This is a genomic window from Variovorax multivorans (assembly GCF_051216835.1).
GTDB lineage: Bacteria > Pseudomonadota > Gammaproteobacteria > Burkholderiales > Burkholderiaceae_C > Variovorax.
This window is the reverse complement of sequence record NZ_JBPJZL010000010.1, coordinates 47,764-74,342: the sequence shown is the minus strand read 5'-3', so window position 1 is coordinate 74,342 and position 26,579 is coordinate 47,764. Positions and strand designations below refer to the sequence as shown.

Genomic DNA, 26,579 nt, shown 5'->3' with positions numbered 1-26,579 from the left:
TTGTTTTACATCAACCGCCCGACCTTGTCGATAGGAGGCACTCCACGGCCATGAGGCCGTGGATGAAATTTGCTGTGGATTGCGAAAGAAGAGGGCGCCCAGGCATTGCGGGCGCCCCGCGGCAGCCTCAAGGCGTGGTGAATGTCACCCGCTGTGCGATCAGCACGCCGTCGATCACCCGGTCTCCGACGACGGTCACGCGCTGGCCGTTGGCCAGGTTCGCGGCGGTGCCGTTCTCGAAGACGGCGCCCCTGGCGTCCACTGGTTGACCGCGGACCCTGAAGTCGGCGGGGGACTGATACGCGCCGATAGCGCCGATCAGCGTGAACGAAGCCGGGCCCCCGGTGCCCGGAACGTTGCGAATGCGCAGCTTCTTCACCACCAGCACACCGCCCGACATGAAGCCGTCGACCTCGACTTTCACGCCGTTACCGAGCGAGCCCACGGGGCCCCCGGTGATCTGCCCATTGGTCGCGTCGACCGGCGTGCCCAGCACCTTGAACGAACTGCGCGAGGCGAAGTCGGTGATGACGCCTGCCAGCTGGACGGCAATGCCGTCGCTCACCGGGATGGCATACCAGCCCTGCACCGTCGTGGCCGTGAGCACGCCCGCGACCGGCGCGGCGGTGCCCCGGGCGCGCACGATGATGCCGTTGGCAAGCGACGATGCGTTCATGCCCGTGAAGGCCGCCGAGCTGAAGTTGATCGTCAGCTGGCCGAGCGTGAAGGTCTTGCGCACGGTGTCCAGGTTCTGCACGGTCCCTGTGACCAGCGGATCGGTCAGTGTGGGGGCAATCTGGATGCGCGTGGCGCGCAGGGCGCCCGGTGCGCTCGGCAGGCCCCACACCTGGACGATGCTGCCCGCGCCGACGTCCGCCAGCCCGCTCGCGTCGGCCCAGACGGTGGCCGAGTCGATGCTCACGACGGTGCCCATCACGACGAAGCTACCGGCCGAGGTGTCGATGCCCGAGGCAGCGCCGCGCAGTTCGGCAGCCGACTGGACCTGGGTGGCGATGCCGCTGGTGAAGTTGGCGTCGACCTTGCCGGCGACGCGCGCACTCATGCCGATCTGCAGCTCGGTGGCGTCTTCAATGGTGAAGGTGGCGGTGTCGGTGTCGTAGCGCAGCCCGTTGAGGATGATGCTGCCCAGGCCGTCCGCCGCGCCGATGCCGGCGGCGTCGGCAGTCACGCCAGTGCCGCCCGAACCTACGCCGGAGCCGTCGGTGTTGCTGTTGCCGGCGGTCGTATCTCCGCCCGAACCGCCCGAGCCCGTGGAACCTGTGCCAGTTCCAGTTCCTGTCCCCGCTCCTGTAGAGGTATCCCCTCCGGTGCCCGTCTGCGTGGTGCCACCCGTGCCGACACCCAGGCCGCCCACGGAGCCGCCACCGCTGCCTCCCCCCCCGCCGCAGGACAGCAGCAGGGCCATGAGGCCGACGGACAAAAGGCCGAGCATGAGCCGGCGGGGTGTCTTCATCGTGTTCATGGCTTGGGCTCGCTTTCAGGGGGGCGGGGCGGCACAGGCGCGCTCTCGTCTTCGTAATAGGTGTAGATGCCGACCCTGATGCGCCCCTTTGCTCCGGCAGGAGCGCGGTCGACTGCCTGTGTCATTTCCTGCGTCAGCTCGTGGTGCAGGGCTGCCCAGCGTTCCCGCACGAGGCGCTGGATCTGCTCGCATTCCTGCAGCGTGAGCCCGCGCGCGTACACCGCCCGCTCGAGCATTCTGGGCTCCTCGCCCAGAGTGTTGGAGACGGCCGCCAGCAGATGGTCGCGGCCGTTGTCGCCCAGGAAGGCGAGCATGGACTGGAGATCCTGCACCGGCACGAAGCCGTCGGCCGTGAGTTCGACCACTCCTGCGTCCTCGGTCACCATTTGCAGGCGCACCAGCTCGTCGAGGATGGTGCGATGGTGCACGTCGCCGCGGCTGCTCATTCGCGCCACGGCCTCGAAGGAAGGCGCGGCATTGCCTGCCGTGATGGGCAGGCGCCTGAAAGTGTCATCCTTGGTAAGCATCTGCAACCACAACGTGAAAGTCTTGGCTGCTGCCGACAGCTCGGTGTGGGGCAGGGGGTCGACGGTGGCCCGAATCTTGGCGGTCACTGCCTTGCGGTTCAGGCCGGTCGTGATGGACAACTGGCTCAGGTTGGGCTTGGGCACGCCCTGGTTGCGCCAGCTTCGCTGGGCCTCTTCGATCAGCAGGTCGCGCAGCAACTCCTCGAGGTGGGGGTGCTTGACCCCCATCGCGAGGGCGAGCCTTACCACCGGTCGCAGAATGCGAGCGCAGGCAGCGAGGGCCCAGTCCAGCCGATGTTCCATGGAGGCGAGCGTTAATCCTGAAGGTGCGATTCAACGGAGGATCAGCGGCACCAGCCGCCGATCACGGTCCGCTATTGTCATGTGCAATAGTCACATGTGAAAGCTTTGGACTACTGTTGTGTCGTCTGCCAAGAACAGGACAAATGCCCCTTTCAGTTCCCGCGCGACGTGCGCAAACTGAAGCCATGGACCCGAACCCGACCAGAAATTTCGAAAGCTTGCGTGCCGCTCTGCATGTGCTTAGAGCGGACATCGGCCCAGGCGCAACCTTGACAAAGTTGTGCACTCAACGGCACGGAACAGGTGTGCTGATTCCGGACCCATTGACCGGAATCTGTCGAAGAGTCAGGAAGACATGCGACGCATATCTGGAATTCGAGCCGACTCAGCTGAAAGGCGCGGCGCGCCTGGTACGTGCGCCCGCGGAAACCGCGACTCGCTTCTTCTGGCCGGAAGTCCCCGGCTCGAGCGTTCTTTTCCCCGTGAACGGGTTCATTGCCGGCTTCCTTTCCAGCAATGAGTTCATCGTGGACGACCAGATCACGTACTCCATCTACTCGCTGAAGCCCGCAAATTCAGCGCTCATCGAGAAGATCGTGATCCGATGCCACTGCTGCCAGCAGCGGATGCGGGTCCGGCCAAGCCGGAATCTGGTGGTCACATGCCCGTCTTGCGGAGCCGACACAGATCTGGATCCGTTCTGCTGAAGCCGCCAGGCATTGACGCACCTCTAATCTCTAGTTCAGGCTGGTGCCGCCGCCTGAGGCCCGAGGAAAAACTCGACCGCCCGCGCAACCACCCACGGCACGATGACATGGTCGCCGTCGAAGGGCTGCAGCGTCAGGTCGTGTCCGCTTTCCAGCAGCCGCCGCGCATGCGGGTGCGCGCTGGTCTCGATCGGCAACTGGCTGTCCGAGCGCCCGTGCGCCAGGAACACGCGCGGCTTCCCCATCTGCGTGAACGCGTTCATGAAGCCCGCCGACAGCCCGATCACGTGGCTGGCCACATCGCCGTTGGTCAGGCCGAGCGACAGGGCGTAGCTGCCGCCATCGGAAAAACCGGCGAACGCCAAGCGCTCGGGGTCGATGCGGAAATGCGCGGCCACCGTCGACAACGCGCCGTCGAGCCGCTCCAGGTCGGGGCCATGTCCGCCGACCACGATGTCCCACGTCGGGTACATCGACTGCGGGGCCAGCAGAAGAAAGCGCCGCGCACGTGCATGGGCCACGAGATGCGGCAGCACCCGGTTGGCCTCGCCGCCCGCGCCGTGGAACATCACCAGCAGCGGCAGCGGTGCATCGGCGGACAGCCCTTCGGGCACCACCAGCACCGCTTCGCGCCCTTCGGCGAACGAGAGGCCGTGGCGCCCGGGTGGCAGCGGGGCGGCTACGGGCGCAGCGCCCGGGCGGAAGCTCATGCGGCCGGTCAGCGCGCCGCCCAGCAGGCTGGCGTCGATCATTCGATTGCTCCCATCTGCGGCGACACCTGTGAAGAGGCACTGGCGATGCCGCGGAACACCGCGCACTGCGCGAAAGACTGCGTCGACAGCGGCAGTTCCTTGCGGCGGCAGTACTTGCTGGTGAGCTTGAGCAGTTCCTTGATGTCGCGGCCGCTGGCGCCGGCATATTCGACCACCAGCCTGTCGATCACCGTGCCCGAAAGCTCCACGCCCAGCTGGGTCGACAGCGTGGACCAGAGCCGGCGCGCGTCGTCGGGTCCTGGCGGCTGGTAGTCGATCACCGCGATGCAGCGCGACAGGATGGCCTCGTCGATGTCGCCGACCCGGTTGGTGGTCATGAACAGCAGGCCGCTGAAGTACTCCAGCGTGCGCAGGAACTCGGCCACGATGGCGTTGTGCTGCAGGTCGTTGTCGCGCCGGCGGATGTACACGTCGGCCTCGTCCAGCAACAGCACGCAGTCCCAGCGTGCGGCGCGCTGAAGGATCTTCGTCAGGCTGGCCTCCACCGAGTCGGCCGTCACGCCGAGCTGGCCCGAATGCACGCGGTACAGCGGCTTGCCGACCACTTCCGCATAGACCTCGGCGGTGAGGGTCTTGCCCAGGCCCGGCGCGCCCTTGCACAGGATGGTGGTGCCGCCCGACTTGCCGGGCACCACGTCTTCCACGAGGAAGCAGCGGTCGGCCGTGAGGATGTCGATCAGGTCGCGGTGCGCCTGCGGCAGCACCAGCCGCTCGCGCAGGCCGGGCTGGTACTTGTATTCCTGCACGTGCTGCGCATGCACCCAGATGTTGCGGTGCCAGTCGAGGTGGAACAGGTGCAAATAGCAGTGCTGGGGGATGCGGTCGAAGCCGCTGTCGACACCGCTCTCGCGCCAGTAGTGCGGATCGGCGGCCAGGTCGAAGCGGCGCTGCAGCAGTTCCTCGTCGTTCACGCAGCGCGCCACCGCGCCTTCGGGTAGCCGGTGGCACGCCATGCCTGTCCGAGGGCCTTCGCCTGCCGTCCAGGCGCTGCCGTCGATGGTGAACTGGGCACCGAACCGCGGCTGCAGCTTCGTGAAGCACGCCACCTGCTTGTCGTACTCGCGCTTGAACTCGGCGCACTCCTTGTGAAAGCCGTGGTCGGCGAAGAGGCCGGCCAGCGTGCGGCCGGGCAGGTCTTCCGCGTAGAAGCTCAGGCCCCAGGTCATGCCCGCGAAACGCAACCGCGGTTCGGAGGGAGGCTCGCGGCCGGCAGCCTGCAGCGTGTTGGCCAGCAGGCCCACCAGCACGTACGCCTCGTTGTCCGCCGGTTGCACAAGGCGCACTGCATGGACCAGCCAGGGCAGCAGTACGCCGTCTTTGCCGCGCTGGTAGAGCCAGCCATCGATCAGGTCGCGTGCGAGCCACTCGGTCAACGCCGGGACCATCGACTCCAGGCTGGAGATGGGCTGCGAAGGCGGTTCGCCGTTGAGGTTGTCCAGCGCGAGCAGTTGGAACACCAGGTCGCGCGAGCCGGCGGCCAGGCCCAGCTGGAAGAGCAGGTTGAGCGAGTGCCCGTCGAAATGGCAACTGGACACGACGCGCACACCGCTGCCGGCGCCAAGCCCACCCAGTTGAAGGCCAAGCGGCGTTTGCGCGCCGACCTGACCCTGCAGCGCAGCGGCCAGCATCTCCGGTATCTCGAGTTCCACGGTGTCTCCTCGTGTCGCCTTCGATGCTAGCCACGAGGTAGGGCCTGGCGCTTGACCTGGGTCAAGACCGGCGGCAGGACGCTAGGAGTCGTTCACCTGCGCCAGCAGCCATTGCCTGAAGACCTGCAGCGACTGCATCTGCGCCGACTCTTCCGGATACACGAGGTAGTAGCCCTTGGCATAGCGCCATTTGCGGCGCGACAACCGCCGCAGGCGCCCCGATGCCACCGACTCGTCGCTCATGTAGGGCGGCAGCAGCGCCACGCCCATGCCGGCCAGGGAGGCGTTGAGGGCCATCGACATGATGTCGTAGCGTGGCCCTTCGCGTCCTGCCTCGCTCACGATGCCTTCGCGTGCGAACCATTCGTCCCACGCGCCGGGCAGGGTCTGGTGGTGGATCAGTGCCGAACGCGGCGTGTTCGCATCGACCGCCTTGCCGTGCACGGCGATCCAGGCTGGCGCCGCGTAGGGCGAGAGGTCCAGCGGCAGCACGAACTCGCTGTGCAGGCCCTGCCGCTGGCCGTCGCCGAACTCCAGCGACGCATCGACCGGCGTGGCGCTGAAGTCCACCGGCCCCACGCGCGTGCCCAGGTTGAGCGTGATCTCGCCATGGTCGCGCGTGAACCCCGGCAGGCGCGGAATCAGCCAGTAGCTGCCGACCGAGGCGCCAACCGACAGCGACAGCTCGCCGCCCCGGCCCTTGAGCGCCATCACATTGGCGGTGGCGCGCTCCAGCCTCTGCAGCAGCGGCCCGACCTCGCCCAGGTAGTAGCGGCCCGCGTCCGTCAGGGCCAGGGCCTCGCGCCGACGCGTGAAGAGTTTTACGCCGAGCCGGTCTTCCAGTGTCTGCACCTGCCGGCTCACAGCGCCTTGCGTGAGGCGAAGCTCCTGCGCGGCAGCGGTGAAGGAGCGCAGCCGCGCGCTGGCCTCCAGGCACATCAGGGACATCGTCGAAGGAGCGCGAACGTGATGGTTCATGAGAAAAGAGCAAGTCTGGTGCATGCACCCGATGAGGTTGCCTATACGCACCGGCCTCGTGCATGAGGAAAGCTCATGCTAAACCCAGGAAACATGGCTTGTCCAACCCGGCTCGCGGGCAGATCATCCGCTCACCGATCCTTCATTGCCGGAGTTCTCTGCCATGCGTCTACGTGCCTTGCTGTTTACTCTCGTCCTCGCCGTGCTGGCGGCGGTCTCGATGCCGGGCCTCGCGGCCTATCCCGACAAGCCGATCCGCCTGATCGTGCCCTCGGCCCCGGGCGGCGCACCCGACGCGCTGATGCGTGCACTGGGCGCGCAACTGTCGCAGCAGATGGGCGTGCCCATCGTGGTCGACAACAAGCCCGGCGGCTCCTACACGATCGGCACCATGGACCTGGTTCATTCCGCGCCCGACGGCTACACGCTGGCCTACGGCAACATCGTCTCGCTGGCCACCAACCGGTCGCTGTTGCCCAACGTGCCGTACGACGTCGAGAAAGACCTGACGCTGGTCGCCAACACGCTGCGCCTGTCCAACCTGCTGATCGTCAACAACGACCTGCCCGTCAAGAGCGTGCCCGAGCTGATTGCCTACGCGAAGAAGAATCCGGGCAAGCTGGCCTTCGCGTCCGACGGCAACGGCACCACCGCGCACCTGGGCGTCGAGCTCTTCAAGGCCATGACCGGCACCGACATGCTGCACGTGCCCTACAAGGCCGCGACGGCGGCCATCACTGACCTGATCGGCGGCGGCGTGCAGCTCATGATGGTCAACACGCCGGTGTCCGGCCCGCAGGCCCAGGCGGGCAAGGTGAGGGCGCTGGGCATCTCGTCGCGCCAGCGCTCGCCCACCTATCCGAACATTCCCACCATCGCCGAGGCTGGCGTGCCGGGCTTCGAGGTCGAGGCCTGGGGCGGCATCATCGGCCCGGCCCGCATGCCCAAGGACGTGGTGGCGCGCCTCAATGCCGAGATTCGCGCCGCACTGGCCAACCCGGCATTGCGCGAGCGCTTCAGGCTGCTGGGCGCCGAGACCGATTTCGCCACGTCGGAGCAATTCCTCGACCTCTCGCGCCGCGAAACGCTCAAGTGGGCCAAGATCATCAAGGACTCGGGCGCAAAGATCGATTGAAGGCCAACTCACCATGACTCCCTGGAAAGCCGCAAGGCCCGGCGATCGCCTCGACGCCATCGACACCCCCGCGCTCGTGCTCGACCTCGATGCCTTCGAGCGCAACCTCGCTCGCATGGCCGAAGCGCTGTGCGGCAGCGGCGTGCGCCTGCGCGCCCATGCAAAGTGCCACAAGACGCCAGAAATCGCCCTGCGCCAGATCGCCTTGGGCGCGGCCGGCATCTGCTGCCAGAAAGTCAGCGAGGCGGCCGTGTTCGTAGATGCCGGCATCGCCGACGTGCTGGTCACCAATCAGGTGATGGGCGAAACCAAGCTGCGCCACCTGGCCGCGCTGGCCCGCCGCGCGCGCATGGGCGTGCTGGTCGATCACCCGCAGCAGGTGCAGGCGCTGGTTGCCGTAGCGCAGGCTGAGGACGTGACGCTGGATGTGTACGTCGAGGTCAACGTCGGGGCCAACCGATGTGGTGTTGCACCCGGGGAAGAAGCTGTGCGGCTCGCGCAGCAGATCGCGGCCAGTGCACCGCTGCGCTTCATGGGCCTGCACTGCTATCACGGGCCGGCCCAGCACCTGCGCGCGCCGCAAGACCGCGCCGCGGCCATTGCCGCTGCCGCAGAGGCCGCGCGCACGACCCGCGCCGCTATCGAAGCCTGCGGCATCGCCGTCGAGCGCGTGACGGGCGCGGGTACCGGCAGCTTCCTGCACGAGCGCGACTCCGGCGTCTTCAACGAAATTCAGGCCGGCTCCTACGTCTTCATGGACCGCGACTACGGCGATAACCAGCGCGGCGAGCACGACATCGCGTTCGAGCATGCCCTGTTCGTGCGCACCACCGTCATGAGCCGCGTCACGCCCGAGCGCGCCATCGTCGACGCGGGCCTCAAGGCCTCCAGCGTGGACTCGGGCATGCCCACCGTGTGGCAGCGGCCCGACCTGCGCTACGTGAAAGCCGCCGACGAGCACGGTGCGCTGGCCACGCCCGATGCTGCGGCGCTTTCTCTGGGCGACCAACTGATGCTGGTGCCCGGCCATTGCGACCCGACCGTCAATCTCTACGACGACCTGGTCTGCGTGCGCGGCGAGCGGGTGGAGGCCCTGTGGCCTATCGCCGCACGCGGCGCGCTGCTTTAACTCCTCAATTCAAGGCAATCGATGCAGGAAAAATTCGACCTTCTGATCCGCAACGCAAGCATCGTCGACGGCACCGGCGCGCCCCGTTTCACGGGCGACATCGGCATTCGCGGCGACCGCATCGCACGCATCGGCGATCTGTCCGCTGCGCACGGCGAGGTGGAGATCGACCGGGCAGGGCGCATCGCGGCGCCCGGCTTCATCGACGCGCACACTCACGACGACCGCCTCATGCTGTCCGACCCCGACATGGCGCCCAAGGTCAGCCAGGGCATCACCACGGTGATCGCGGGCAACTGCGGCATTTCGCTGGCGCCGATGCCGGGCGGCATCACGCAACCGGTCACGCCGCCGTTGAACCTGCTCGACGAGCAGGGCGACTGGTTCTCCTTTCCCACATTCGCCTCGTACATCGAGGAACTGCGCGCCAAGCCCGCCGCGACCAACTGCGCCTTGCTGGTGGGCCACACCACCTTGCGGGTTGCAACGCTCGACGACCTCGAGCTGCCGGCGACGCAGGAACAGATCGCCCGCATGCGCGAACTGGTGCAAGAGGCGCTGCAGGCCGGCGCCATCGGCGTGTCCACCGGCCTGTTCTACGAACCGTCGATTGCCGCGCCCACCGAGGAGGTGATCGAAACCTGCCGTCCGCTGAAGGAATTCAACGGCGTGTATTGCACCCACATGCGCAACGAGGCTGACCGGGTGATCGACTCGCTCGAAGAAACCTTTCGCGTCGGTCGCGAGGTCGGGGTGCAGGTCGTGATCTCGCACATGAAGGTGGTGGGGCCGGCGAACCACGGCCGTTCGGAGGAAGCGCTGTCGTTCATCGAGAAGAACATGGCCAACCAGCCGATCTGCCTGGACTGCTATCCCTACACGGCCGGCTCCACCATCCTGTCGGCAGACCGGGCGGCAAGCTCCTCGCGCGTGATCGTGAGCTGGTCGAAATCGCTGCCCGAACACGCCGGCCGCGACCTGGACGTCATCGCAAAGGAAATGGGCGTCACCGAGGAAGAGGCGATCCGGCGCCTGAGCCCCGCTGGCGGAATCTACTTCCGGCTGGACGAGGCCGATGTGCAGCGCATCCTGAAGTTCGACCAGACCATGATCGGCTCCGACGGCCTGCCGCACGATGCCGCGCCGCATCCGCGGTTGTGGGGCAGCTTTCCGCGCGTGCTGGGCCACTACGGGCGCCTGCTCGGACTGTTCCCGCTGGAAACCGCGATCTACAAGATGACCGGGCTGACGGCGAAGAACTTCGGCCTGAAGGACCGCGGTGTGCTGAAGGAAGGCGCATATGCCGACCTGGCCCTGTTCGACGCGGACACCGTGGGCGAAGCCGCCACGTACGAAGCGCCCATTGCACCGGCCCATGGCATCGAGGCGGTGATCGTCAATGGTGCGATCGTGTGGCGCGATGGCGGGTCGACGGGCGCGCGGCCGGGGCGGGTGCTGGCGCGCGAAGTGCCGCAGACGGCGGGCTGAGCAGCGCGCGCACCGAGCCTTTCTTCCGCGAGCGAGCTGGCACACCTGACAATCCGATGCCAACACATCAGAAAAGAATGGTGGCTCGATGGCAACCTCGATCAACGTTGAATTTTCGACTGAGCACGGCGGCACGGGCCTGATCGCGACCGTTTCGATCGGGCGCCTCTTCTGGCCCAAGACCACGACCCGATACATCTGCCACCACATCGACCCACAGACGGGGGGCGCCTGGATCAACGAAGCCACCGGGCGCTCGCCGTCGCAAAGCCTGACCTCGAAGATCAACGTTGCAGCACTCTCGGCCGCGCGACTTGCAGCGCCGCCACCCGGCGGGTCATTGAACCATCTGGACGCACTGGTCGCATTGGCTCCACGGTCCTTCACCTCCAGGCTGCTGCGCTGGCGACTGCCTTCAATGCACGGCCCTGAGCATCGACAACGGCAACGCGATGACCGCAATGCTGCGAAAGACCGAACCGGTCCGGGGACTACTTCAACGCGGAAATCTCCCGACTCTTGATGAGCCTGGAGCGCAGGATGTTGCGGCTGATCCCAAGCAGCCTGGCCGCCTGCACTTGATTGCGGTGGCAGAACTCGAAGGCGGTGCGCATCACGGTGTCCTCGATCAGTTCGAACATCTGTTCGTGAGGCTCGTTGAACAGCTCGCGCAGCACCGTCTCCAGCGCTTGCTGCGGCGTGGCGTGCGCGGAGACCTCGCTCTCGGCTGGACGCCTCTGGATGTTCAACGAGGACAGATGCAGATGCTCCGCGCCCAGCACGCCGTGCTGGCAGATCAGCAGCGCATGGTGAATCACGTTCTCCAGCTCGCGGATGTTGCCGGGCCAGGCGTGCTCGGAGAGCTTCTGTTCGGCGCTCGCATCGAGCCGCACCGCGCCGTAGCCCAGCCGCTGACGGTACTCCTCGATGAAATGCCGCGCCAGCGGAAGAATGTCGCCGGGCCGCTCGCGCAGCGTCGGCAGCGCGAGGTGCACCACGTGCAGCCGGTAGAACAGGTCTTCGCGGAAGTTGCCGGCGGCCACCGCGTCCTGCAGCCGAACATTGGTCGCGGCCACCACGCGCACGTCGATGGGCACGCTCTTGCGCGAGCCCAGCCGCACCACCTCGCGCTCCTGCAGCACGCGCAGCAGCTTGACCTGGATCGACAGTGGCAGGTCGCCGATCTCGTCGAGGAACAGCGTGCCGCCGTTGGCCGCCTCGAACCAGCCCGTCTTGGCCGAGAACGCGCCGGTGAAGGCGCCTTTCTCGTGGCCGAAGAGCTCGCTCTCGACCAGGCTCTCGGAGAAGGCACCGCAGTTCACGGCCACGAAAGGCCGGCTGCTGCGGCGGCTCAGGTCGTGTACGTGGCGCGCGATCAGCTCCTTGCCGGTGCCGGTCTCTCCGATGATGAGCACGTTGGCATCGCTGGGCGCCACCATGCGCACGCGTTCGAGCAGCGCAGCCGAGCGCGGATCCTGGAACACCTGGGCCGTGGCGCGGATCGAGGTGGTGAGCTTGCGCGGGTTGGGCAGCGTCAGCAGGGTGGGGGCATCCCAGTCCTCGTCCGATGCGGGGGAGGCGTCGGCCGGCGGCAGCACAGCAAGAGGGCGGGTGTAGGCGGTCATGAGTAGAAGGTCGGTACGGGGTATTGCTGCTTGAGGGCCCATTCGCCGAGCTCGCGCAGTTTGTAGGCCACGGGGTCATGCAGGGTCTGGGTGCGCAGGTTGCGCCAGTGGCGGTCCAGGCGCAGGCCGCCATGCGTGGCGCGCGCGCCGGCCACGTCGAACATGCGCGTACAGATGTCCAGCCCCGTGTTCGTCGCTGCGACCTTCGCGGTGGCCACGGCCACCGCGACGTCGCCGCGCTCGGCCTCGGTCAACGCGGGGCCGAGCCGCCAGGCCGCGTCGAGCCGGTCGGCCGCGCGGTCGGCCAGCACGCGCACGCTCTCCAGGCCGACCCAGAAGTCGCCGTAGTGGCCGAGCACATAGGGGTCCTCGTGCATCTGCGATACATGGGCCCCATGCCACGGGCGCGACTCGTGCAGCGTGTAGTGCCTTGCATCGTTGAAGGCCGCCTCCGCAATGCCGAGGTAGATGTTGGCCAGCACGAGTTGCGACACCAGCGGCCGCAGGCAGGCAAAGGGGGTCGAGAGCGGGCCCGGGTCGGCCAGCACCTCGTGCTGCTCGACGCGCACCTTCTCGAAGGTCACGCTGCCGCTGTCGGTCTGGCGCTGGCCGATGTTGTTCCAGTCGGGCGCGACGAAGATGCCCGAGCGGCCGGTGGGAACCGCCGCGACGATGAAGGCGCCACTGCCTTCCTCGCGCGCCGAGGCGATGAGCATTTCGGAGTCGAGCGCGCCCGAGCAGAAGCTCTTCTGCCCGGTGAATTCGCGCCAGCCCTCGTGCGCGCTGGACACCGTGCGGTCGTCCAGCGGATTGAGGGCGTTGCCCCAGAACCATCGACGGCGCGCGGTCTGCTCGAACCATGGCTGCCATTGCACGGGCCGCGCGAAGAGGCGCACCGTGGCGAGCATCAGGTGATGAAAGCCGAACACATGCGCGAGCGAGCTGTCGGCCTGCGCGAGCAGGCGCACGACATCGAGCGTCTCGCGCCAGTCAGCACCGCCGCCGCCGAATTCGGACGGAATGCTCAAGGCGAGCAGGCCGCTTTCACGCAGGGCATCGCGCTCGGCCTTCGGCGTGCCACCGCGCTCGTCGCGCTCCACCGCGGTGGCTGCGAAGCGCTGCATCAGCTCGCGCGCGATGTCGCGAGGGGATTCGGAAGCAGGAATGGAAAGAACGGAACTCACTGAACTCACACAAGGCCTCGGTATGTGCAGGCAGCACGGTTGCTGCGCCAGCAGCATGTTGGCGGCGCGCAAGCGCCCGGCCAACGATGCGATGCGTATATCGATCCTTGTTTTGCTTCCATGGCAGCAGTGCGGGCGGGCAATGTGCTGCGTGCAGCAGATGTGGTGTTCCGCTGCTGCTGGAGCAGCAGAAATCGCGCGTTTCGGCGCGTTCCCACAGGCAGGTCGACTGGCACGCTAACTGCTGAACCGCCTCATGCAACTTTTCTGGTTTCTCCCCACGCACGGCGACAGCCGCTACCTCGGCACCTCGCGCGGTGCGCGCACCGTGAGCCATCGATACCTGCGGCAAGTGGCACAGGCCGCCGACGAACTGGGCTACGAGGGCGTGCTGATTCCCACGGGGCGTTCCTGCGAAGACTCGTGGGTGGTCGCCTCGTCGCTCGCGGCTCAGACCGAGCGGCTCAAGTTCCTGGTGGCGATACGCCCCGGCATCATTTCGCCGACGGTCTCCGCACGCCAGGCCGCGACGCTCGACCGCTTTTCCGATGGCCGCTTGCTCATCAACGTGGTGACCGGCGGCGACCCCGACGAGCAGCACGGCGACGGCAGCTTCCTGACGCATGCCGAGCGCTACGAGGTCACCGATGAATTCCTGCGCATCTGGCGCGGCGTTGCGGCCGGCGAGACCGTCAACTTCTCGGGCAAGCACCTGCGCGTGGAGAACGCCAAGACGCTCTATCCGTCGGTGCAGAAGCCCTATCCACCGCTGTGGTTCGGTGGTTCGTCGGACGCGGCCATTGCACTCGCGGGCGAGCAGGTCGACGTGTACCTCACCTGGGGCGAGCCGCCGGCCGATGTGGCCGACAAGATTGCGAAGGCCCGCGCCGCGGCGGCAAAGCACGGCCGTACGCTGCGCTTCGGCATCCGGCTGCATGTGATCGTGCGCGAGACCAGCGAGGCGGCCTGGCGCGCCGCCGACGAACTCATTTCCTATGTGACCGACGACACCATCGCCGCCGCTCAGAAGGCTTTCTCGCGCTTCGACTCGGTGGGCCAGCAGCGCATGGCCGCATTGCACGGCGGGCGGCGCGACAGGCTGGAGGTGTCGCCCAACCTGTGGGCCGGCGTGGGCCTGGTGCGCGGTGGCGCGGGCACGGCGCTGGTGGGCAGCCCCGAAGAGGTGGCGGCACGCATCAAGGAATACGCGGCATTCGGCGTGGAGACTTTCATCTTCTCGGGCTATCCGCATCTTGAGGAGGCCTATCGCGTGGCCGAACTGCTGTTTCCGCTGCTGCCGCTAGACCATGTGCGCCCGGCGGGGCAAGCCAACATCACCGGGCCCTTCGGCGAGGTCATTGCCAACGACATCGTGCCGCCGTCGTCGCGAGTGCCGGTGCCCGAGAAGGCCGCCGCATGAAGCATTTCTCCGCGGAGGCCGGCGACGAAGTCGTGCCGTGGCACGCGACCGCGCAGCGCGTCGCGCAGACATTGGCGCAGACCGCCATCGAGCGCGACCAGCGTGGCGGCACCCCGAAGGTCGAGCGCGACCTGCTGCGAGACAGCGGCCTGCTGATGCTCAGCGTGCCGACCGAACTCGGCGGCCTGGGTGCAAGCTGGCAACAGACACTCGACGTGGTGCGTGGCTTTGCGCGTGTCGACAGCTCGGTGGCGCACCTGTTCGCCTTTCATCACCTGCTGCTCGCGACCACGCAGCTCTTCGCGCAGCGCGCGCAGTGGCTGCCGTGGATCGAACAGACCCGCGCGCGGCGCTGGTTCTGGGGCAATGCGTTGAACCCGCTCGACAAGTCCACGCGCGCGCAAGCCGTCGACGGGGGCTATGTGTTCTCGGGCCGCAAGAGCTTCTGTTCCGGTGCCAGCGACTCCGACATGCTGCTCGCCTCGGCCCTCGACGCGAACGATCGCCTGCTGATTGGCGTCGTGCCCACGGGGCGCGCCGGCATTGCGGTGCAGGGCGACTGGGACAACATGGGCCAGCGCCAGACCGACAGCGGCAGCGTGGTGTTCGATGGCGTGCGCGTCGAGGTGAAGGAACTGCTGCTCGACCCCGGCCCGCTCTCGACGCCGTTCGCCTGCCTGCGCCCGCTGCTTGCGCAACTGATCCTCGCGAACATCTACCTCGGGCTGGGGGAGGGCGCACTCGAAGAGGCGAAGTCGTTCACGCTGCAGCAAGGCCGCCCCTGGCTGTTCTCGACGGCTTCGGCTGCAAACGAAGACCCTTACGTGCTCACGCACTACGGCGATTTCTGGCTCGCGCTGCAAGGCGCCCGCATGCTGCTCGACCAGGCGGCCGCGGCCTTCGATCAGGCGTGGCTGCGCGGCACTTCGCTCGATGAGCACGAGCGCGGGCAGGTGGCTGTTGCTGTTGCCGCAGCCAAGGTCGCGAGCACACGCGCGAGCCTCGAGGTGGCGCACCGCATGTTCGAGGTGACGGGCGCGCGCGCCACCACCGCCGCGCTGCGCCTGGACCGCTACTGGCGCAACCTGCGCGTGCACACGCTGCACGATCCGGTCGACTACAAGCTGCGAGAACTTGGCGACTGGGCGCTCAATGCGCGCGTGCCGCAACCCAGCTTCTATTCCTGAATTTCGGCATTGCCTTGCAACGGGCCTGCGGCTTCGCGTCGCAGGCCCGTTGTGCTTTCCGGCGTGCACATCGCACTGCTGCAGGGGAAGCAGTTTCTTCATCGGATTGCTGCCTGGCGTTCATGCGACGGCCGCATACCGATCTACCCCAAACAACTATCGCGGCGGAACTGCTGGCCCATCAGCAACCCACCCGCAGCCTGCTGCCGATCCAGCATGGGCGCAGATAGCCATTTCGCTCTAACTCGTTGATTCATAAGGAAAAAGGAAGTGGCACGCCATTCGCTTATATCGAGTGCGCCGCGAATCGATCGCAGCTTCCAAACAGAGGTCATATCAACATGAGTCGAAAACTGAAAGTCGTTGCCGTCTCCGGCAGCCTGCAACGTCCCTCGCGCACCCTAGTGCTGGTCGATCAACTGCTGGCCGCGCTCGGCAACGAGATCGCCATCGATGCGCGCGTGCTCTCGCTCGGCGAGATCGGGCCGCAGTTTGCCGGCGTGCTCTACCGCAACCAGTTGCCTGCCGCCGTCGAAGAGAGCATTGCCGCCATCGAGTCCGCCGACCTGCTGCTGGTAGCAAGCCCGGTCTATCGCGGTTCGTACACCGGCCTCTTCAAGCACCTGTTCGACTTCGTTCACCACGAGGCGCTGACCGACAAGCCCGTGCTGCTCGCGGCCACCGGCGGCAGCGACCGCCACGCACTGGTCATCGACCACCAGTTGCGCCCGCTCTTCAGCTTCTTCCAGGCCCGCACGCTGCCCATCGGCGTCTACGCGGTCGAGAAGGACTTCGAGGGCTACGAGATCGCCAACCCCGCGCTGCGCGAACGCATCGCGCTGGCCGTGGCGCGCGCCGTGCCACAACTGCGCGATGCCTCGCCGGCCACCACGTCCGCCACGCCCGCCATCCGCAAGCCCGCGCCCGTTGCGCTGGCCGCCTGAAGCCCTCCCACCGACCGTTCACAGAGAGAAACCTGCCATGAGCCAACCGTCTTCCACCGCCGCCCCCGTCAAGTTCGCCTACTGGGTGCCCAACGTCAGCGGCGGCCTCGTGGTCAGCACCATCGAGCAGCGCACCGACTGGAGCCTCGAATACAACCAGCGCCTCGCACTCGCGGCCGAGAAGGCCGGCTTCGAATACGCGCTGAGCCAGATCCGCTTCACCGCTGGCTACGGTGCCGAGTACCAGCACGAGTCGGTGTCCTTCAGCCAGGCGCTGCTGCATGCGACCACCAAGCTCAAGGTGTTGGCTGCGATCCTGCCCGGTCCATGGAATCCGGCCGTGGTGGCCAAGCAGATCGCCACCATCGACCACATCTCCAATGGCCGTATCGCCATCAACGTGGTGAGCGGCTGGTTCAAGGGTGAGTTCCAGGCCATTGGCGAGCCGTGGCTGGAGCATGACGAGCGCTATCGCCGCTCCAACGAATTCATCCGCGCGCTCAAGGGCATCTGGACGCAGGACAACTTCACCTTCAAGGGCGACTTCTATCGCTTCAGCGACTACACGCTGAGCCCGAAGCCGGTGCAAAAGCCCCACCCCGAAATCTTCCAGGGTGGCAGCTCGCGCGCAGCGCGCGACAACGCGGCCAGCGTGTCGGACTGGTACTTCACCAACGGCAACACGCCCGAGGGCCTGAAGGCGCAGATCGACGACATCCAGGCCAAGGCCGCGCAGAACGGCCACACGGTGCGCATCGGCGTGAACGCGTTCGTCATCGCCCGCGACACCGAAGAGGAAGCCAAGGCCGTGCTGGCCGACATCATCAAGCACGCACACGTCGAGGCGGTGCACGCCTTCGGCGATGCGGCCAAGCAGGCTGGCAAGTCTTCGCCCGAAGGCGAGGGCAACTGGGCCAAGTCCACCTTCGAAGACCTCGTGCAATACAACGACGGTTTTCGCACCAACCTCATCGGCACGCCGCAGCAGATTGCCGAACGCATCGTGGCGCTCAAGGCCATCGGCGTCGACCTCGTCCTGACGGGCTTCCTGCACTTCATCGAGGAGGTGGAGTACTTCGGCCAGAAGGTGCTGCCGCTGGTGCGCAAGCTCGAAGCGGAACAGGCCGCTCGCGGAGAAAAGCCGAGCAAGGCAGCGCTGGAAGCCGTGGCGTGAGCCTCGTGATGCCCGATCTTTTCTTCGAGGCGGGCCCCGTCTCGTTGGGTGTCGATCCGGTGGCCTTCGTGCCGGCGGGTCGCACGGCTGCGGCAGGGGGAGATACCGCGACCTCGGCCGTGCTGCGGCTGGAGGGCATCGACCTGTCCTTCGGCGGCGTCACCGCGCTGTCGGGTGTGAACCTGTCGATCGCGAAGGGAGAGATCCGCGCCATCATCGGCCCCAACGGCGCCGGCAAGAGCTCGCTGGTCAACATCATCAGCGGGCTGTACCGGCCCGATCGCGGGCGCGTGTGGATCGGCGGACGCGGCTTCGGCCACGTGCCGACGGCGCGGCTGGCACGGCTGGGCGTTGCGCGCACTTTCCAGAATCTCGCGCTGTTCAAGGGCCTGAGCGTGCGCGACAACATCGTGCTCGGCCGCGTCGATGCGGCGCGTTCCACCTTCATCGAACAACTGGTCGGGCTGGGCCGCGCACGTCGTGAGCGCGAGGATGCGCGCGCACGGGCCGAAGCGATCATCGGCTTTCTCGGGCTGCGCACCGTGAGCGAGCGGTTGGCCGGCACGCTGGCCTATGGCCTGCAGAAGCGCGTGGAGCTGGCGCGTGCGCTGGTCGCTGCGCCTCGACTGTTGCTGCTCGACGAGCCGATGGCCGGCATGACCGTCACCGAGAAAAGCGAGATGGCGCATTTCGTGCGCGCCGCGCGCGACGAATTCGGCACCACCATCCTGCTGATCGAGCACGACATCGGCGTGGTGCTGGGCCTGTCGGACCGCGTGGCCGTGCTCGACTACGGCCGCAAGATCGCGGATGGCACACCGGCCGAGGTGCGCAGCGACCCGGCCGTGATCGATGCCTACCTGGGCGTGGCGCATGACGACGCAGAGGGGCAGGCCTGATGGACGGCGCTGACTTCAGCTTCTTCGCCGAGGTGCTCATCGGCGGCCTGCTTTCGGGCGTGATGTATTCACTGGTGGCCATCGGCTTCGTGCTGATCTACAAGACTTCAGGCGTGCTCAACTTCGCGCAGGGCGCGCAGCTGCTGTTTGCTGCGCTCACCTTTGTGAGCCTGGTCGAGCGCGGCGTGCCCTTTGCACTTGCGCTCGTGCTGACCTTCGCCCTCATGGTGCTGCTGGGCCTGACCATCGAGCGCACCGTGCTTCGCCCGCTGGTGAACCAGCCGCCGATCACGCTGTTCATGGCAACGCTGGGCCTGTCGTACGTGATCGAGGGCGTGGCCCAACTGGTGTGGGGCACGCAGGTGCATGCGCTGGAGCTTGGCATCGCGGACGAGCCGCTGCAGTTCTTCGGCATCATGGTCTCGACCTTCGACCTGTTCGCCGCCGCGACGGCGGGCGTGATGGTGGCGGCGCTCTCGGCCTTCTTCCGCTACACACGCGTGGGCCTGGCGTTCCGCGCGGTGGCGGACGACACCTATGCGGCCATCGCGGTGGGCCTGCGCTTGCCGCGCATCTGGGACACTGTGTGGGCAGCGGCCGGCGTCATCGCGCTGGTGGCCGGGCTGTTGTGGGGCGCGCGGCTGGGTGTGCAGTTCTCGCTCTCGCTCGTGGTGCTGAAGGCACTGCCTGTGCTGGTGCTGGGTGGGTTCGACTCCATTCTTGGCGCGATCGTCGGCGGGCTGGTGATCGGCGCACTGGAGAAGCTGGCCGAGGTGTACATCGGGCCTTTCGTAGGCGGAGGCATCGAGAGCTGGTTCGCTTACGTCGCAGCGCTGGCCTTCCTGCTGATCCGGCCAAGCGGGCTGTTCGGACAGAAACTGGTGGAGCGCGCCTGAGCCATGCGTACCGTTTCTGTGCCTCCATGGACCTGGCCGCTGGCCGTACTGGCCGTCGCCTTCGGCGTCGTGCCGTTTGTTGCGTCCGGCTATGTGTTCGACGCGCTGCTGATCCCGTTCCTTGCGCTGTCGCTCGCGGCTGTAGGCCTCAACCTGCTGACCGGCTACGCAGGCCAGCTGTCGCTGGGTACCGCGGCCTTCATGGCGGTCGGCGCCTTCGCGGCCTACAACTTCAACCTGCGCGTGGAAGGACTGCCGCTGCTCGTGAGCATCGGCCTCGCTGGCCTTGCTGCCACGGCAGTCGGCCTGGTGTTCGGGCTGCCGAGCCTGCGGCTGCGCGGCTTCTACCTTGCGGTGTCGACGCTGGCCGCGCAGTTCTTCGTGCAATGGGCGCTGACCAAGTTCAGCTGGTTCAGCAACGACAACGCCTCGGGGGTTATCGACGCGCCAGCGCTCGAGGTGGCGGGCATCGTGTTCGACACGCCGGTGGGGCGCTACATCTTCTCGCTGACCGTCGTCACGGTGTTGACGCTGCTGGCATGGCGCCTCGTGCGCACGCAGACGGGCCACCACTTCATCGCCGTGCGCGACAACGAACTGGCGGCGCGCGTCATCGGCGTGCCGGTGCTGCGCACCAAGCTGCTGGCGTTCGCGGTGTCGTCGTTCATCGTCGGCGTGGCGGGCGTGCTGTGGGGTTTTGTGTACCTGCGCACCGTGGAGCCGGCGGGCTTCAACCTCGACCGCTCGTTCCAGATCCTGTTCATCGTGATCATCGGCGGGCTCGCGACGATCCGCGGAGCCTTCTTCGGCGCGGCGCTCATCGTGGTGTTTCCGCTGCTGCTCTCGCGCGTGGGCAGCTTCTTCTTCGGCGGCTGGTTCGATTCGGGCGTGCTCGACATGAGCCAGCGCATCGTGCTGGGCGCGCTGATCATTTTCTTCCTCGCCGTCGAGCCGCAGGGGCTGGTCGCCCTCTGGGACCGTGCACGCAGGCGCTTCTTGAGGTTCCTGCCGGCCTGAGCGCACAGCACCTTTCTTTCCTTTTTCCTTCGCATCCCGAGAGTCTTCATCACCATGTCCTTCATCAAGCACCTGAAAACCGCGGCCGTGGCCGTCACCCTGGCCGCGAGCGGCCTGCAGCTCGCGCATGCCGACGGCAACGAACAGTTCTTCCCGCTGCAGAGCTATCGCGTCGGTCCTTACGCGGCTGGCGGCACGGGCTTCTTCGGCGGCTTCATCGACTACCTCAACCTGGTGAACACGCGCGACGGCGGCGTGGGCGGCGTCAAGCTGACCTGGGAGGAGGGCGAGACGCAGTACGAAGTGGAGCGCGGCGTGGAGGTGTACGAGCGCCTCAAGCAGCGCCCCGGCATCGCGACCTGGAACCCGCTGTCGGTCGGCATCGCCTATGCGCTGATCGACCGCGTGACGGCCGACAAGGTGCCGCTGCTCACCATCAACCACGGCCGCACCGATACCACCGACGGCCGCGTGTTCAAGTACATCTTTCCGCTGCTGCTCAATCCGTACAGCGAAACCTCCGGCATCGTGAACTACATCGCGGGCAAGGAGGGCGGCGCCGACAAGCTCAAGGGCAAGAAGATCGTGGTGCTGTACCACGGCTCGCCCTACGGCAAGGAGACCATCCCGATCTATGAGCTGCTCGCGAAGAAGTACGGCTTCACGCTGCAGCAGATCGAGGTACCGCACCCGGGCAACGAACAGCAATCGCAGTGGCTCACCATCCGCCGCGTGAAGCCCGACTACGTGGTGCTGCGCGGCTGGGGCGTGATGAATCCGGTGGCGCTCAAGACAGCGCAGAAGACGGGCTTTCCGGTCGACCACATCGTGGGCAACGTCTGGTCCAACTCCGAGGAAGACGTGATCCCTGCCGGCGATGCGGCCAAGGGCTACGTGGCCATCACCACCGTGGCGGCGGGTGCGCAGTACCCGGTGCTGCAGGAGATCACCAAGACCGTCTACGGCGCGGGCAAGGGCAACCTGCAGGACCCGAAGCGCATCGGCAGCGTCTATCACAACCTCGGCGTGCTCAACGGCATCCTGAACGTGGAGGCCATCCGCATCGCGCAGGCGAAGTTCGGCAAGCGCACGCTCACCGGCGACGAAGTCCGCTGGGGCCTGGAAAACCTGAAGATCGACGAGGCACGCGCCGCGGCGCTCGGCGCCAAGGGCCTGTTCCATTCGATCAACGTGACCTGGGACAACCACGAAGGCGATGGCCGCGTGGCCTTCCAGCAGTGGGACGGCAGCAAGTGGAACGTGGTGTCCGACTGGATCGCGCCTGACTGGAAGCTGCTGCGGCCGATCATCGAAAAATCTTCGCTGGCCTATGCCAAGGAAAAGAACGTCAAGGTGCGCAAGAGCATCGACGACTGAACCCCACGCACGTCCTCATTCGAAATCACTCGCAAGTCGAAAGGCCATCCGATGTCCGCTGTTCTCCAACCCTCCGCATCCGCACCGGCCGCAGCCAACGATGCAGTGCCCGGCCTGCCGCTGCCCGACGCGCCCGCGCATGTGATCCGCGACGACGCCGAAGCCATCGCCGTGGCGCATGCCCTGGCCGCGAAGCTGATCGTCGGCGCCTCCGAGCGCGACCGCCTGCGCCGCTGGCCCGTCGAGGAGATCGACGCCTATTCACAGAGCGGCCTCTGGGCCATCAACGTGCCCAAGGCCTTCGGCGGCGCAGAGGTTTCGTACGCCACGCTGGCCGAGGTGATCGCGATCATCTCGGCGGCCGACCCCTCGCTCGGGCAGATCACGCAGAACCACCTGGGCTTCGTCGCCGCGGTGCGCACGGTGTCCGACGCGGCGCAGCAGAAGCTGTTCTTCGCCGACTTCCTGCGCGGCGTGCGCTGGGGCAATGCGTTCTCGGAATCGGGCTCCAGGCGCGCGGCCGATTTCGAGACGCACTTCACCGATGCGGGCGACCACGTGGTGGTGACCGGCAAGAAGTTCTATTCGACCGGCGCGCTGCTCGCGCACTACGTGCCCATCGTGGCCAACGACGAGCAGGGCAACACCTGGTACGTGGTGGCCGAGCGCAATGCACCGGGCCTCACGGTGATCGACGACTGGTCGGCCTTCGGCCAGCGCACCACGCTCAGCGGCACGGTGGTCATCGACCACGTGAAGGTACCGAAGACGCACCTGATCCCGGCCTACAAGGGCTACGACACGCCCTCGGCCGACGGCGCCATCTTCCAGATCATCCAGGCGGCGGTCGACGTGGGCATTGCGCGCGGCACCATCGCGGAGACGGTCGATTTCATCCGCACCAAGACGCGCCCGTGGATAGACAGCCAGCGCGACCATGCATGGGAAGACCCGTACTCGATCCAGGCGGTGGGCGACCTGCAGATCCGGCTGCATGCGAGCGAGGCCCTGCTGGAGCGTGCGGGCCGTGCGATCGACCGCGCGGTGGCTGCGCCAGATGCCGACAGCGTGGCTGCGGCGCAGATTGCGACGGCGGAGGCCAAGGTGCTGTCTACCGAGATCGCGATTCTTGCGACCAACAAGCTGTTCGAACTGGCGGGCACGCGATCGACGCTGGGGCAGTACAACCTCGACCGCCATTGGCGCAATGCACGCACGCACACGCTGCATGACCCGGTGCGGTGGAAGTACGCCATCGTGGGCAACTACTTCCTCAATGGTGTGAAGCCGCCGTTCCATGCCTGGAGCTGAGGTGACGGCCCCCTTGTTGCGCATCGAAGCCATCGAGGCCGCGTACCAACGCTCCATCGTCGCGCTGCACGGTGTGAGCCTGGACGTGCGCGCCGGCGAAATCCACGCGTTGCTCGGCGCCAACGGTGCAGGCAAATCGACCACGCTCAAGGCGGTGTCGAACCTGCTGCCGGCCGAGCGCGGGCAGGTGACGGCCGGGCACATCGTCTTCGACGGGCACGACACGGGCCGCACCAGCCCGGCAGATCTCGTCAGGCTCGGTCTGGTGCAGGTGCTCGAGGGCCGCCACTGCTTTCGCACGCTGACTGTGGAAGAAAACCTGCTGACTGGCGGGCTCGGCCGCAGCACGCGGCGCTCGGAAGTCGCCGAAGACCTCGCGCGGGTCTACGCGATCTTTCCCAAGCTGAAGGAAAGGCGACGCACGCTCGCCGGTCTGAGCTCCGGCGGCGAACAGCAGATGACGGCCATCGGCCGCGCGCTGATGTCGCGGCCCCGGCTGCTGGTGCTCGACGAGCCGTCGATGGGGCTGGCGCCGCTGGTGGTGCGCGACATCTTCGAGCAACTGAGGCGGCTCAACCGCGAGCAGGGCCTGTCGATCCTCGTTGCCGAGCAGAACTCCACCGTCGCGCTTCAGTACGCCGACCGCGCAACGGTGCTCGAGGCGGGAGTCGCGGTACTTGGCGGCGATGCACAGGCCCTGCGCCAGCGTGCCGACATCCAGTCTTTCTATTTCGGCGAAGGCGTTCCCGAAGCCGTGGCCTGAAGACCGAACCTAGCGCCCGGCAACGTCGGCCAGCAGCGCCTGGCTGCTCATTTGCGGCGACGGGGGAAGGGCCTCCGGCGCACCGGTCGTGCGGATCACGCGGTTGCTGCTCAATACCCGGTTGCGGACCTGTTGCGCCCCTGCCGTGAGGTTGTAGTCGATGCGGTAGTCCCATGCCGCGACCGGCACCTTGCGATCACCAAGGCGCTCGATGCGCACTTCCGCCGCGCTGCGCTCGCCCGGCCTGATCTCGCTGGCCTGCGAGAAGCCCCGCCCGAAGCCGATGACCGAGCCGGCATCGTCGTACAGCGTGACCAGCACCTCGATGCCGACCAGCGCCATTTCATCCTTGCGCGTGTTGGCGAGGCGGCCATACAGCCATGTCTCGCCTTCCTGCTGCACCAGCCGCGCGCGCGTGAACTGCAGCGGCGGACCCTCGATCTTCCAGTACGGTGCCGACAGCGCATCCACCTGCAGCTCCTGCCGCGTGGGGGGTCCGTCGCCCGGCAGCTTGATCAGTACCGGCACCGTCTCGCCGGGCATCAGCGTGCCGATGGGGACAGATTCGCTGTTCTCGCCGATGCGGCTGTCGCGGTCGAAGAAGATCGCCTTGACGTTCGGCCGCTCGAGGGCCGTGCCGGTTTCGTTGCGCGCAATCACCAGCAGCTGGGGTTTGGCCGAGCTGCCGTTGCCCACCAGCACCTGGCGCGCCTCGAGCTTGAGGCCTTCGCTCGGAATGGTGCGCTGCGCTGTCGAAGCCCCGCCGGGCCTGTACGTTCCTGGCGGCTGGTTGCGGTCGATGACGTAGGCCATGACACCGAAGAAGCCTGTGACCAGCACCACCACCGCCGCCGCGCCCAGGGCGATCATCCGGGCCATGCTCTTGCTGCGTGCCGACTGCTCGATCGCCAACCGTCGGCCGGCTTCGTTCTTGACCTGCTCGAGCACCCGCTCCAGCCGGTCGGAGACGTCGTCCTCGACGACCGACATCGACCCGCAATGCGCGCAGGTGTACTGGTTGAGGCCGGCGCGTTGAAGCACGCTGCTGCCGCATTCACCGCACTTCAGCGTCTGCAGGTCGATGGTCAAAGGTGCTCCCTCGTGGCGATTGCGCCGCGGCGGCAATGCCGGGCGTTACCGTGCGCATCTTAGCGAGGAGCCGGATTGCCAACGGCGCTCAGATCGGCGTGCCAGTGTTCTCCGTCCATCCACCGCCCAGCGTCTTGTAGAAGGTCACGAGGTTCGTCAGGCGCGACAGGCGCGTGGTGATGAGGTTCTGCTGCGCCGTGTAAAGCGAGCGCTGCGAATCGAGCACGCTCAGATAGCTGTCGACGCCACGGCGGAATCGCGCGTCCGACAGCCGGTAGCTCTCTGCCGTTGCGTTCACCAGCGACTGTTGTGCATCGAGCTGGCGGCCCAGCGTGTTGCGTTGCGCCAGCGCATCCGAAACCTCGCGGAACGCCGTCTGGATTGCTTTCTCGTACTGCGCCACCGAGATGTCGCGGCTCACTGTCGCTATCTTGAGGTTGGCGCGGTTGGCGCCGCCGTCGAAGATCGGCAGCGTGATCTGCGGCGCGAAGCTCCAGCTGCCCGAGCCGCCCTTGAACAGGCCCGAGAGCTGGCTGCTCGACGTGCCGGCCGACGCGGTGAGGCTGATGCTCGGATAGAAAGCCGCGCGCGCCGCACCGATGTAGGCGTTGGCGGCTTTCAGGTCGCGCTCGGCCTGCAGGATGTCGGGCCGCCGTTGCAGCAGCTCCGAGGGCAGCCCCGGCGGAATGGTGGCCAGCGGGCTCGCTGCGGCTGCCGTGCCATCGGGCAGCGATTGCGGCAGCAGTTCGTCCGGCACGTCGGCGCCCACGAGCAGCACCAGCGCATTGCGGTCTTGCGCTACCTGCGAGGTATAGCGCTCGACGTCGACGCGCGCGGTGTCGACGCTGGTCTGCGCCTGGCTCAGCGTGAGCGCCGACGCCGCGCCCAGTTCAAAGCTGCGCTGGTTGAGGCTGTAGGAATCGCTCTGGCTGCGCAGGGTGTCGCGCGCGAGCTTCAGCTGGTCCTGGTCGGCCGCGAGCGTGAGGTAGCTCGTCGCCACCTCGGCCACCAGCGTGATCTGCGTGCTGCGGCGCGCCTCGGCCGTGGAGAAGAACTGCTCCAGCGCCTGTGCGCTCAGGCTTCGCACGCGACCGAACAGGTCGATTTCGTAGGAGCTGAACCCGACCGAAGCGCTGTACTGCCGCGCCGTGAGGGCTTCGCCGGTCGACGACAGGTCGGCCGGCGTGCGGCTGCCGCTGCCGCCGGCACTGGCGTTGACGGTGGGGAAGAGCGCCGCGTCCTGCACCCGGTACTGGGCGCGGGCCTTCTCGATGTTCAGCACCGCGACGCGCAGGTCGCGATTGTTGGCGAGGCTCATCTCGATCACGCGCTGCAGCGACGGATCGGTGAAGACGTCGCGCCAGCCGAGGTCGGCCACCGGCGTGGAGGCCGGGGCGTTGCCCGTGTCGCCGGCGAATTTGCCGGCCACGGGCGCCGTGGGTTGCTGGTAGGTGGGAATCAGGCTGCAGCCGGCCATCAGGGCGGCGAGCGCGAGCGGAGCAAGGCGGAATGGTTTCATGG

24 protein-coding genes are annotated in these 26,579 nt (G+C 67.0%); 15 read left to right on the top strand and 9 right to left on the bottom strand.

What is annotated here, in order from left to right; all coding sequences use genetic code 11:
* Nucleotides 1-127: 127 nt before the first annotated feature.
* Nucleotides 128-1,483, bottom strand: a complete 1,356-nt coding sequence (locus ACSFCA_RS25165) for a DUF5666 domain-containing protein (RefSeq protein WP_435461417.1) — start codon at nucleotides 1,481-1,483, stop codon at nucleotides 128-130.
* Nucleotides 1,480-2,313: a DUF6502 family protein gene (locus tag ACSFCA_RS25160; protein WP_258354932.1), complete on the bottom strand. Its 834-nt coding sequence runs from the start codon at nucleotides 2,311-2,313 to the stop codon at nucleotides 1,480-1,482. Before ACSFCA_RS25160 ends, ACSFCA_RS25165 begins: the two co-directional genes overlap by 4 nt.
* A gap of 185 nt (nucleotides 2,314-2,498) precedes the next feature.
* On the opposite strand from ACSFCA_RS25160, the gene ACSFCA_RS25155 reads away from it, so the two are divergent.
* The gene (locus ACSFCA_RS25155) at nucleotides 2,499-3,020 is read left to right on the top strand and encodes a hypothetical protein (protein ID WP_435461416.1); all 522 of its coding nucleotides are present in this window, start codon (nucleotides 2,499-2,501) and stop codon (nucleotides 3,018-3,020) included.
* Between the two features lie 35 nt (nucleotides 3,021-3,055).
* On the opposite strand, the gene ACSFCA_RS25150 is transcribed toward ACSFCA_RS25155, so the two are convergent.
* The 3 genes from ACSFCA_RS25150 to ACSFCA_RS25140 all read right to left on the bottom strand — a co-directional run bounded on the left by ACSFCA_RS25150 (nucleotide 3,056) and on the right by ACSFCA_RS25140 (nucleotide 6,420).
* The gene (locus ACSFCA_RS25150; protein ID WP_435461415.1) at nucleotides 3,056-3,772 is read right to left on the bottom strand and encodes an alpha/beta hydrolase; all 717 of its coding nucleotides are present in this window, start codon (nucleotides 3,770-3,772) and stop codon (nucleotides 3,056-3,058) included.
* Complete coding sequence (locus tag ACSFCA_RS25145; RefSeq protein ID WP_435461414.1) at nucleotides 3,769-5,442, bottom strand: AAA family ATPase; 1,674 nt, start codon at nucleotides 5,440-5,442, stop codon at nucleotides 3,769-3,771. Before ACSFCA_RS25145 ends, ACSFCA_RS25150 begins: the two co-directional genes overlap by 4 nt.
* An 81-nt stretch (nucleotides 5,443-5,523) precedes the next feature.
* A complete protein-coding gene (locus ACSFCA_RS25140) occupies nucleotides 5,524-6,420 on the bottom strand; it encodes a LysR substrate-binding domain-containing protein (protein WP_435461413.1) in 897 nt (298 codons plus the stop codon).
* A 163-nt stretch (nucleotides 6,421-6,583) separates the two neighbouring features.
* On the opposite strand from ACSFCA_RS25140, the gene ACSFCA_RS25135 reads away from it, so the two are divergent.
* From ACSFCA_RS25135 to ACSFCA_RS25120, 4 genes are all read left to right on the top strand, one after another.
* A complete protein-coding gene (locus tag ACSFCA_RS25135; RefSeq protein ID WP_435461412.1) occupies nucleotides 6,584-7,555 on the top strand; it encodes a Bug family tripartite tricarboxylate transporter substrate binding protein in 972 nt (323 codons plus the stop codon).
* Nucleotides 7,556-7,568: 13 nt separating this feature from the next.
* Complete coding sequence (locus tag ACSFCA_RS25130; RefSeq protein ID WP_435461411.1) at nucleotides 7,569-8,684, top strand: DSD1 family PLP-dependent enzyme; 1,116 nt, start codon at nucleotides 7,569-7,571, stop codon at nucleotides 8,682-8,684.
* A 21-nt stretch (nucleotides 8,685-8,705) separates the two neighbouring features.
* On the top strand, nucleotides 8,706-10,172 hold the full coding sequence (locus ACSFCA_RS25125; protein WP_435461410.1) for an N-acyl-D-amino-acid deacylase family protein: 1,467 nt from the start codon (nucleotides 8,706-8,708) through the stop codon (nucleotides 10,170-10,172).
* Between the two features lie 88 nt (nucleotides 10,173-10,260).
* Nucleotides 10,261-10,695, top strand: coding sequence for a hypothetical protein (locus tag ACSFCA_RS25120; RefSeq protein ID WP_435461409.1), 435 nt, complete (start codon nucleotides 10,261-10,263; stop codon nucleotides 10,693-10,695).
* Here the strand turns inward: ACSFCA_RS25120 and ACSFCA_RS25115 are convergent.
* Nucleotides 10,664-11,797: a sigma-54 interaction domain-containing protein gene (locus ACSFCA_RS25115; RefSeq protein ID WP_093074343.1), complete on the bottom strand. Its 1,134-nt coding sequence runs from the start codon at nucleotides 11,795-11,797 to the stop codon at nucleotides 10,664-10,666. The genes ACSFCA_RS25120 and ACSFCA_RS25115 overlap by 32 nt on opposite strands.
* Entirely contained in the window at nucleotides 11,794-12,981 is a 1,188-nt protein-coding gene (locus ACSFCA_RS25110) for an acyl-CoA dehydrogenase family protein (protein ID WP_435461408.1), read from the bottom strand. The genes ACSFCA_RS25115 and ACSFCA_RS25110 overlap by 4 nt, the downstream gene beginning before the upstream one ends.
* A gap of 256 nt (nucleotides 12,982-13,237) precedes the next feature.
* On the opposite strand from ACSFCA_RS25110, the gene ssuD reads away from it, so the two are divergent.
* The 10 genes from ssuD (at nucleotide 13,238) to ACSFCA_RS25060 (ending at nucleotide 23,969) form a co-directional block, all read left to right on the top strand.
* Nucleotides 13,238-14,401 (top strand): FMNH2-dependent alkanesulfonate monooxygenase, encoded by a 1,164-nt coding sequence (gene ssuD / locus ACSFCA_RS25105; RefSeq protein ID WP_435461407.1) that lies wholly within the window; start codon nucleotides 13,238-13,240, stop codon nucleotides 14,399-14,401.
* On the top strand, nucleotides 14,398-15,588 hold the full coding sequence (locus tag ACSFCA_RS25100; RefSeq protein WP_435461406.1) for an acyl-CoA dehydrogenase family protein: 1,191 nt from the start codon (nucleotides 14,398-14,400) through the stop codon (nucleotides 15,586-15,588). Before ssuD ends, ACSFCA_RS25100 begins: the two co-directional genes overlap by 4 nt.
* Nucleotides 15,589-15,929: 341 nt before the next feature.
* Complete coding sequence (gene msuE / locus ACSFCA_RS25095) at nucleotides 15,930-16,532, top strand: FMN reductase (protein ID WP_354336142.1); 603 nt, start codon at nucleotides 15,930-15,932, stop codon at nucleotides 16,530-16,532.
* Nucleotides 16,533-16,569: 37 nt separating this feature from the next.
* Complete coding sequence (gene sfnG, locus ACSFCA_RS25090) at nucleotides 16,570-17,706, top strand: dimethylsulfone monooxygenase SfnG (protein ID WP_258354919.1); 1,137 nt, start codon at nucleotides 16,570-16,572, stop codon at nucleotides 17,704-17,706.
* A gap of 8 nt (nucleotides 17,707-17,714) precedes the next feature.
* On the top strand, nucleotides 17,715-18,605 hold the full coding sequence (locus ACSFCA_RS25085) for an ABC transporter ATP-binding protein (protein ID WP_435461521.1): 891 nt from the start codon (nucleotides 17,715-17,717) through the stop codon (nucleotides 18,603-18,605).
* Nucleotides 18,605-19,501 carry a branched-chain amino acid ABC transporter permease gene (locus tag ACSFCA_RS25080; protein ID WP_435461405.1) on the top strand — a complete coding sequence of 299 codons (897 nt, stop codon included), beginning with the start codon at nucleotides 18,605-18,607 and terminating at the stop codon, nucleotides 19,499-19,501. Before ACSFCA_RS25085 ends, ACSFCA_RS25080 begins: the two co-directional genes overlap by 1 nt.
* A gap of 3 nt (nucleotides 19,502-19,504) precedes the next feature.
* Nucleotides 19,505-20,518 carry a branched-chain amino acid ABC transporter permease gene (locus ACSFCA_RS25075; RefSeq protein WP_435461404.1) on the top strand — a complete coding sequence of 338 codons (1,014 nt, stop codon included), beginning with the start codon at nucleotides 19,505-19,507 and terminating at the stop codon, nucleotides 20,516-20,518.
* A 54-nt stretch (nucleotides 20,519-20,572) separates the two neighbouring features.
* Complete coding sequence (locus ACSFCA_RS25070) at nucleotides 20,573-21,895, top strand: ABC transporter substrate-binding protein (RefSeq protein WP_258354915.1); 1,323 nt, start codon at nucleotides 20,573-20,575, stop codon at nucleotides 21,893-21,895.
* Between the two features lie 51 nt (nucleotides 21,896-21,946).
* On the top strand, nucleotides 21,947-23,206 hold the full coding sequence (locus ACSFCA_RS25065; RefSeq protein ID WP_435461403.1) for an SfnB family sulfur acquisition oxidoreductase: 1,260 nt from the start codon (nucleotides 21,947-21,949) through the stop codon (nucleotides 23,204-23,206).
* Between the two features lies 1 nt (nucleotide 23,207).
* Nucleotides 23,208-23,969, top strand: a complete 762-nt coding sequence (locus tag ACSFCA_RS25060) for an ABC transporter ATP-binding protein (RefSeq protein WP_435461402.1) — start codon at nucleotides 23,208-23,210, stop codon at nucleotides 23,967-23,969.
* A 9-nt stretch (nucleotides 23,970-23,978) separates the two neighbouring features.
* Here ACSFCA_RS25060 and ACSFCA_RS25055 read toward each other — a convergent pair whose 3' ends face one another.
* Both ACSFCA_RS25055 and adeC read right to left on the bottom strand, forming a co-directional pair.
* A complete protein-coding gene (locus ACSFCA_RS25055) occupies nucleotides 23,979-25,058 on the bottom strand; it encodes a hypothetical protein (protein WP_435461401.1) in 1,080 nt (359 codons plus the stop codon).
* A gap of 88 nt (nucleotides 25,059-25,146) precedes the next feature.
* Entirely contained in the window at nucleotides 25,147-26,577 is a 1,431-nt protein-coding gene (gene adeC / locus ACSFCA_RS25050; protein WP_435461400.1) for an AdeC/AdeK/OprM family multidrug efflux complex outer membrane factor, read from the bottom strand.
* Nucleotides 26,578-26,579: the final 2 nt, after the last annotated feature.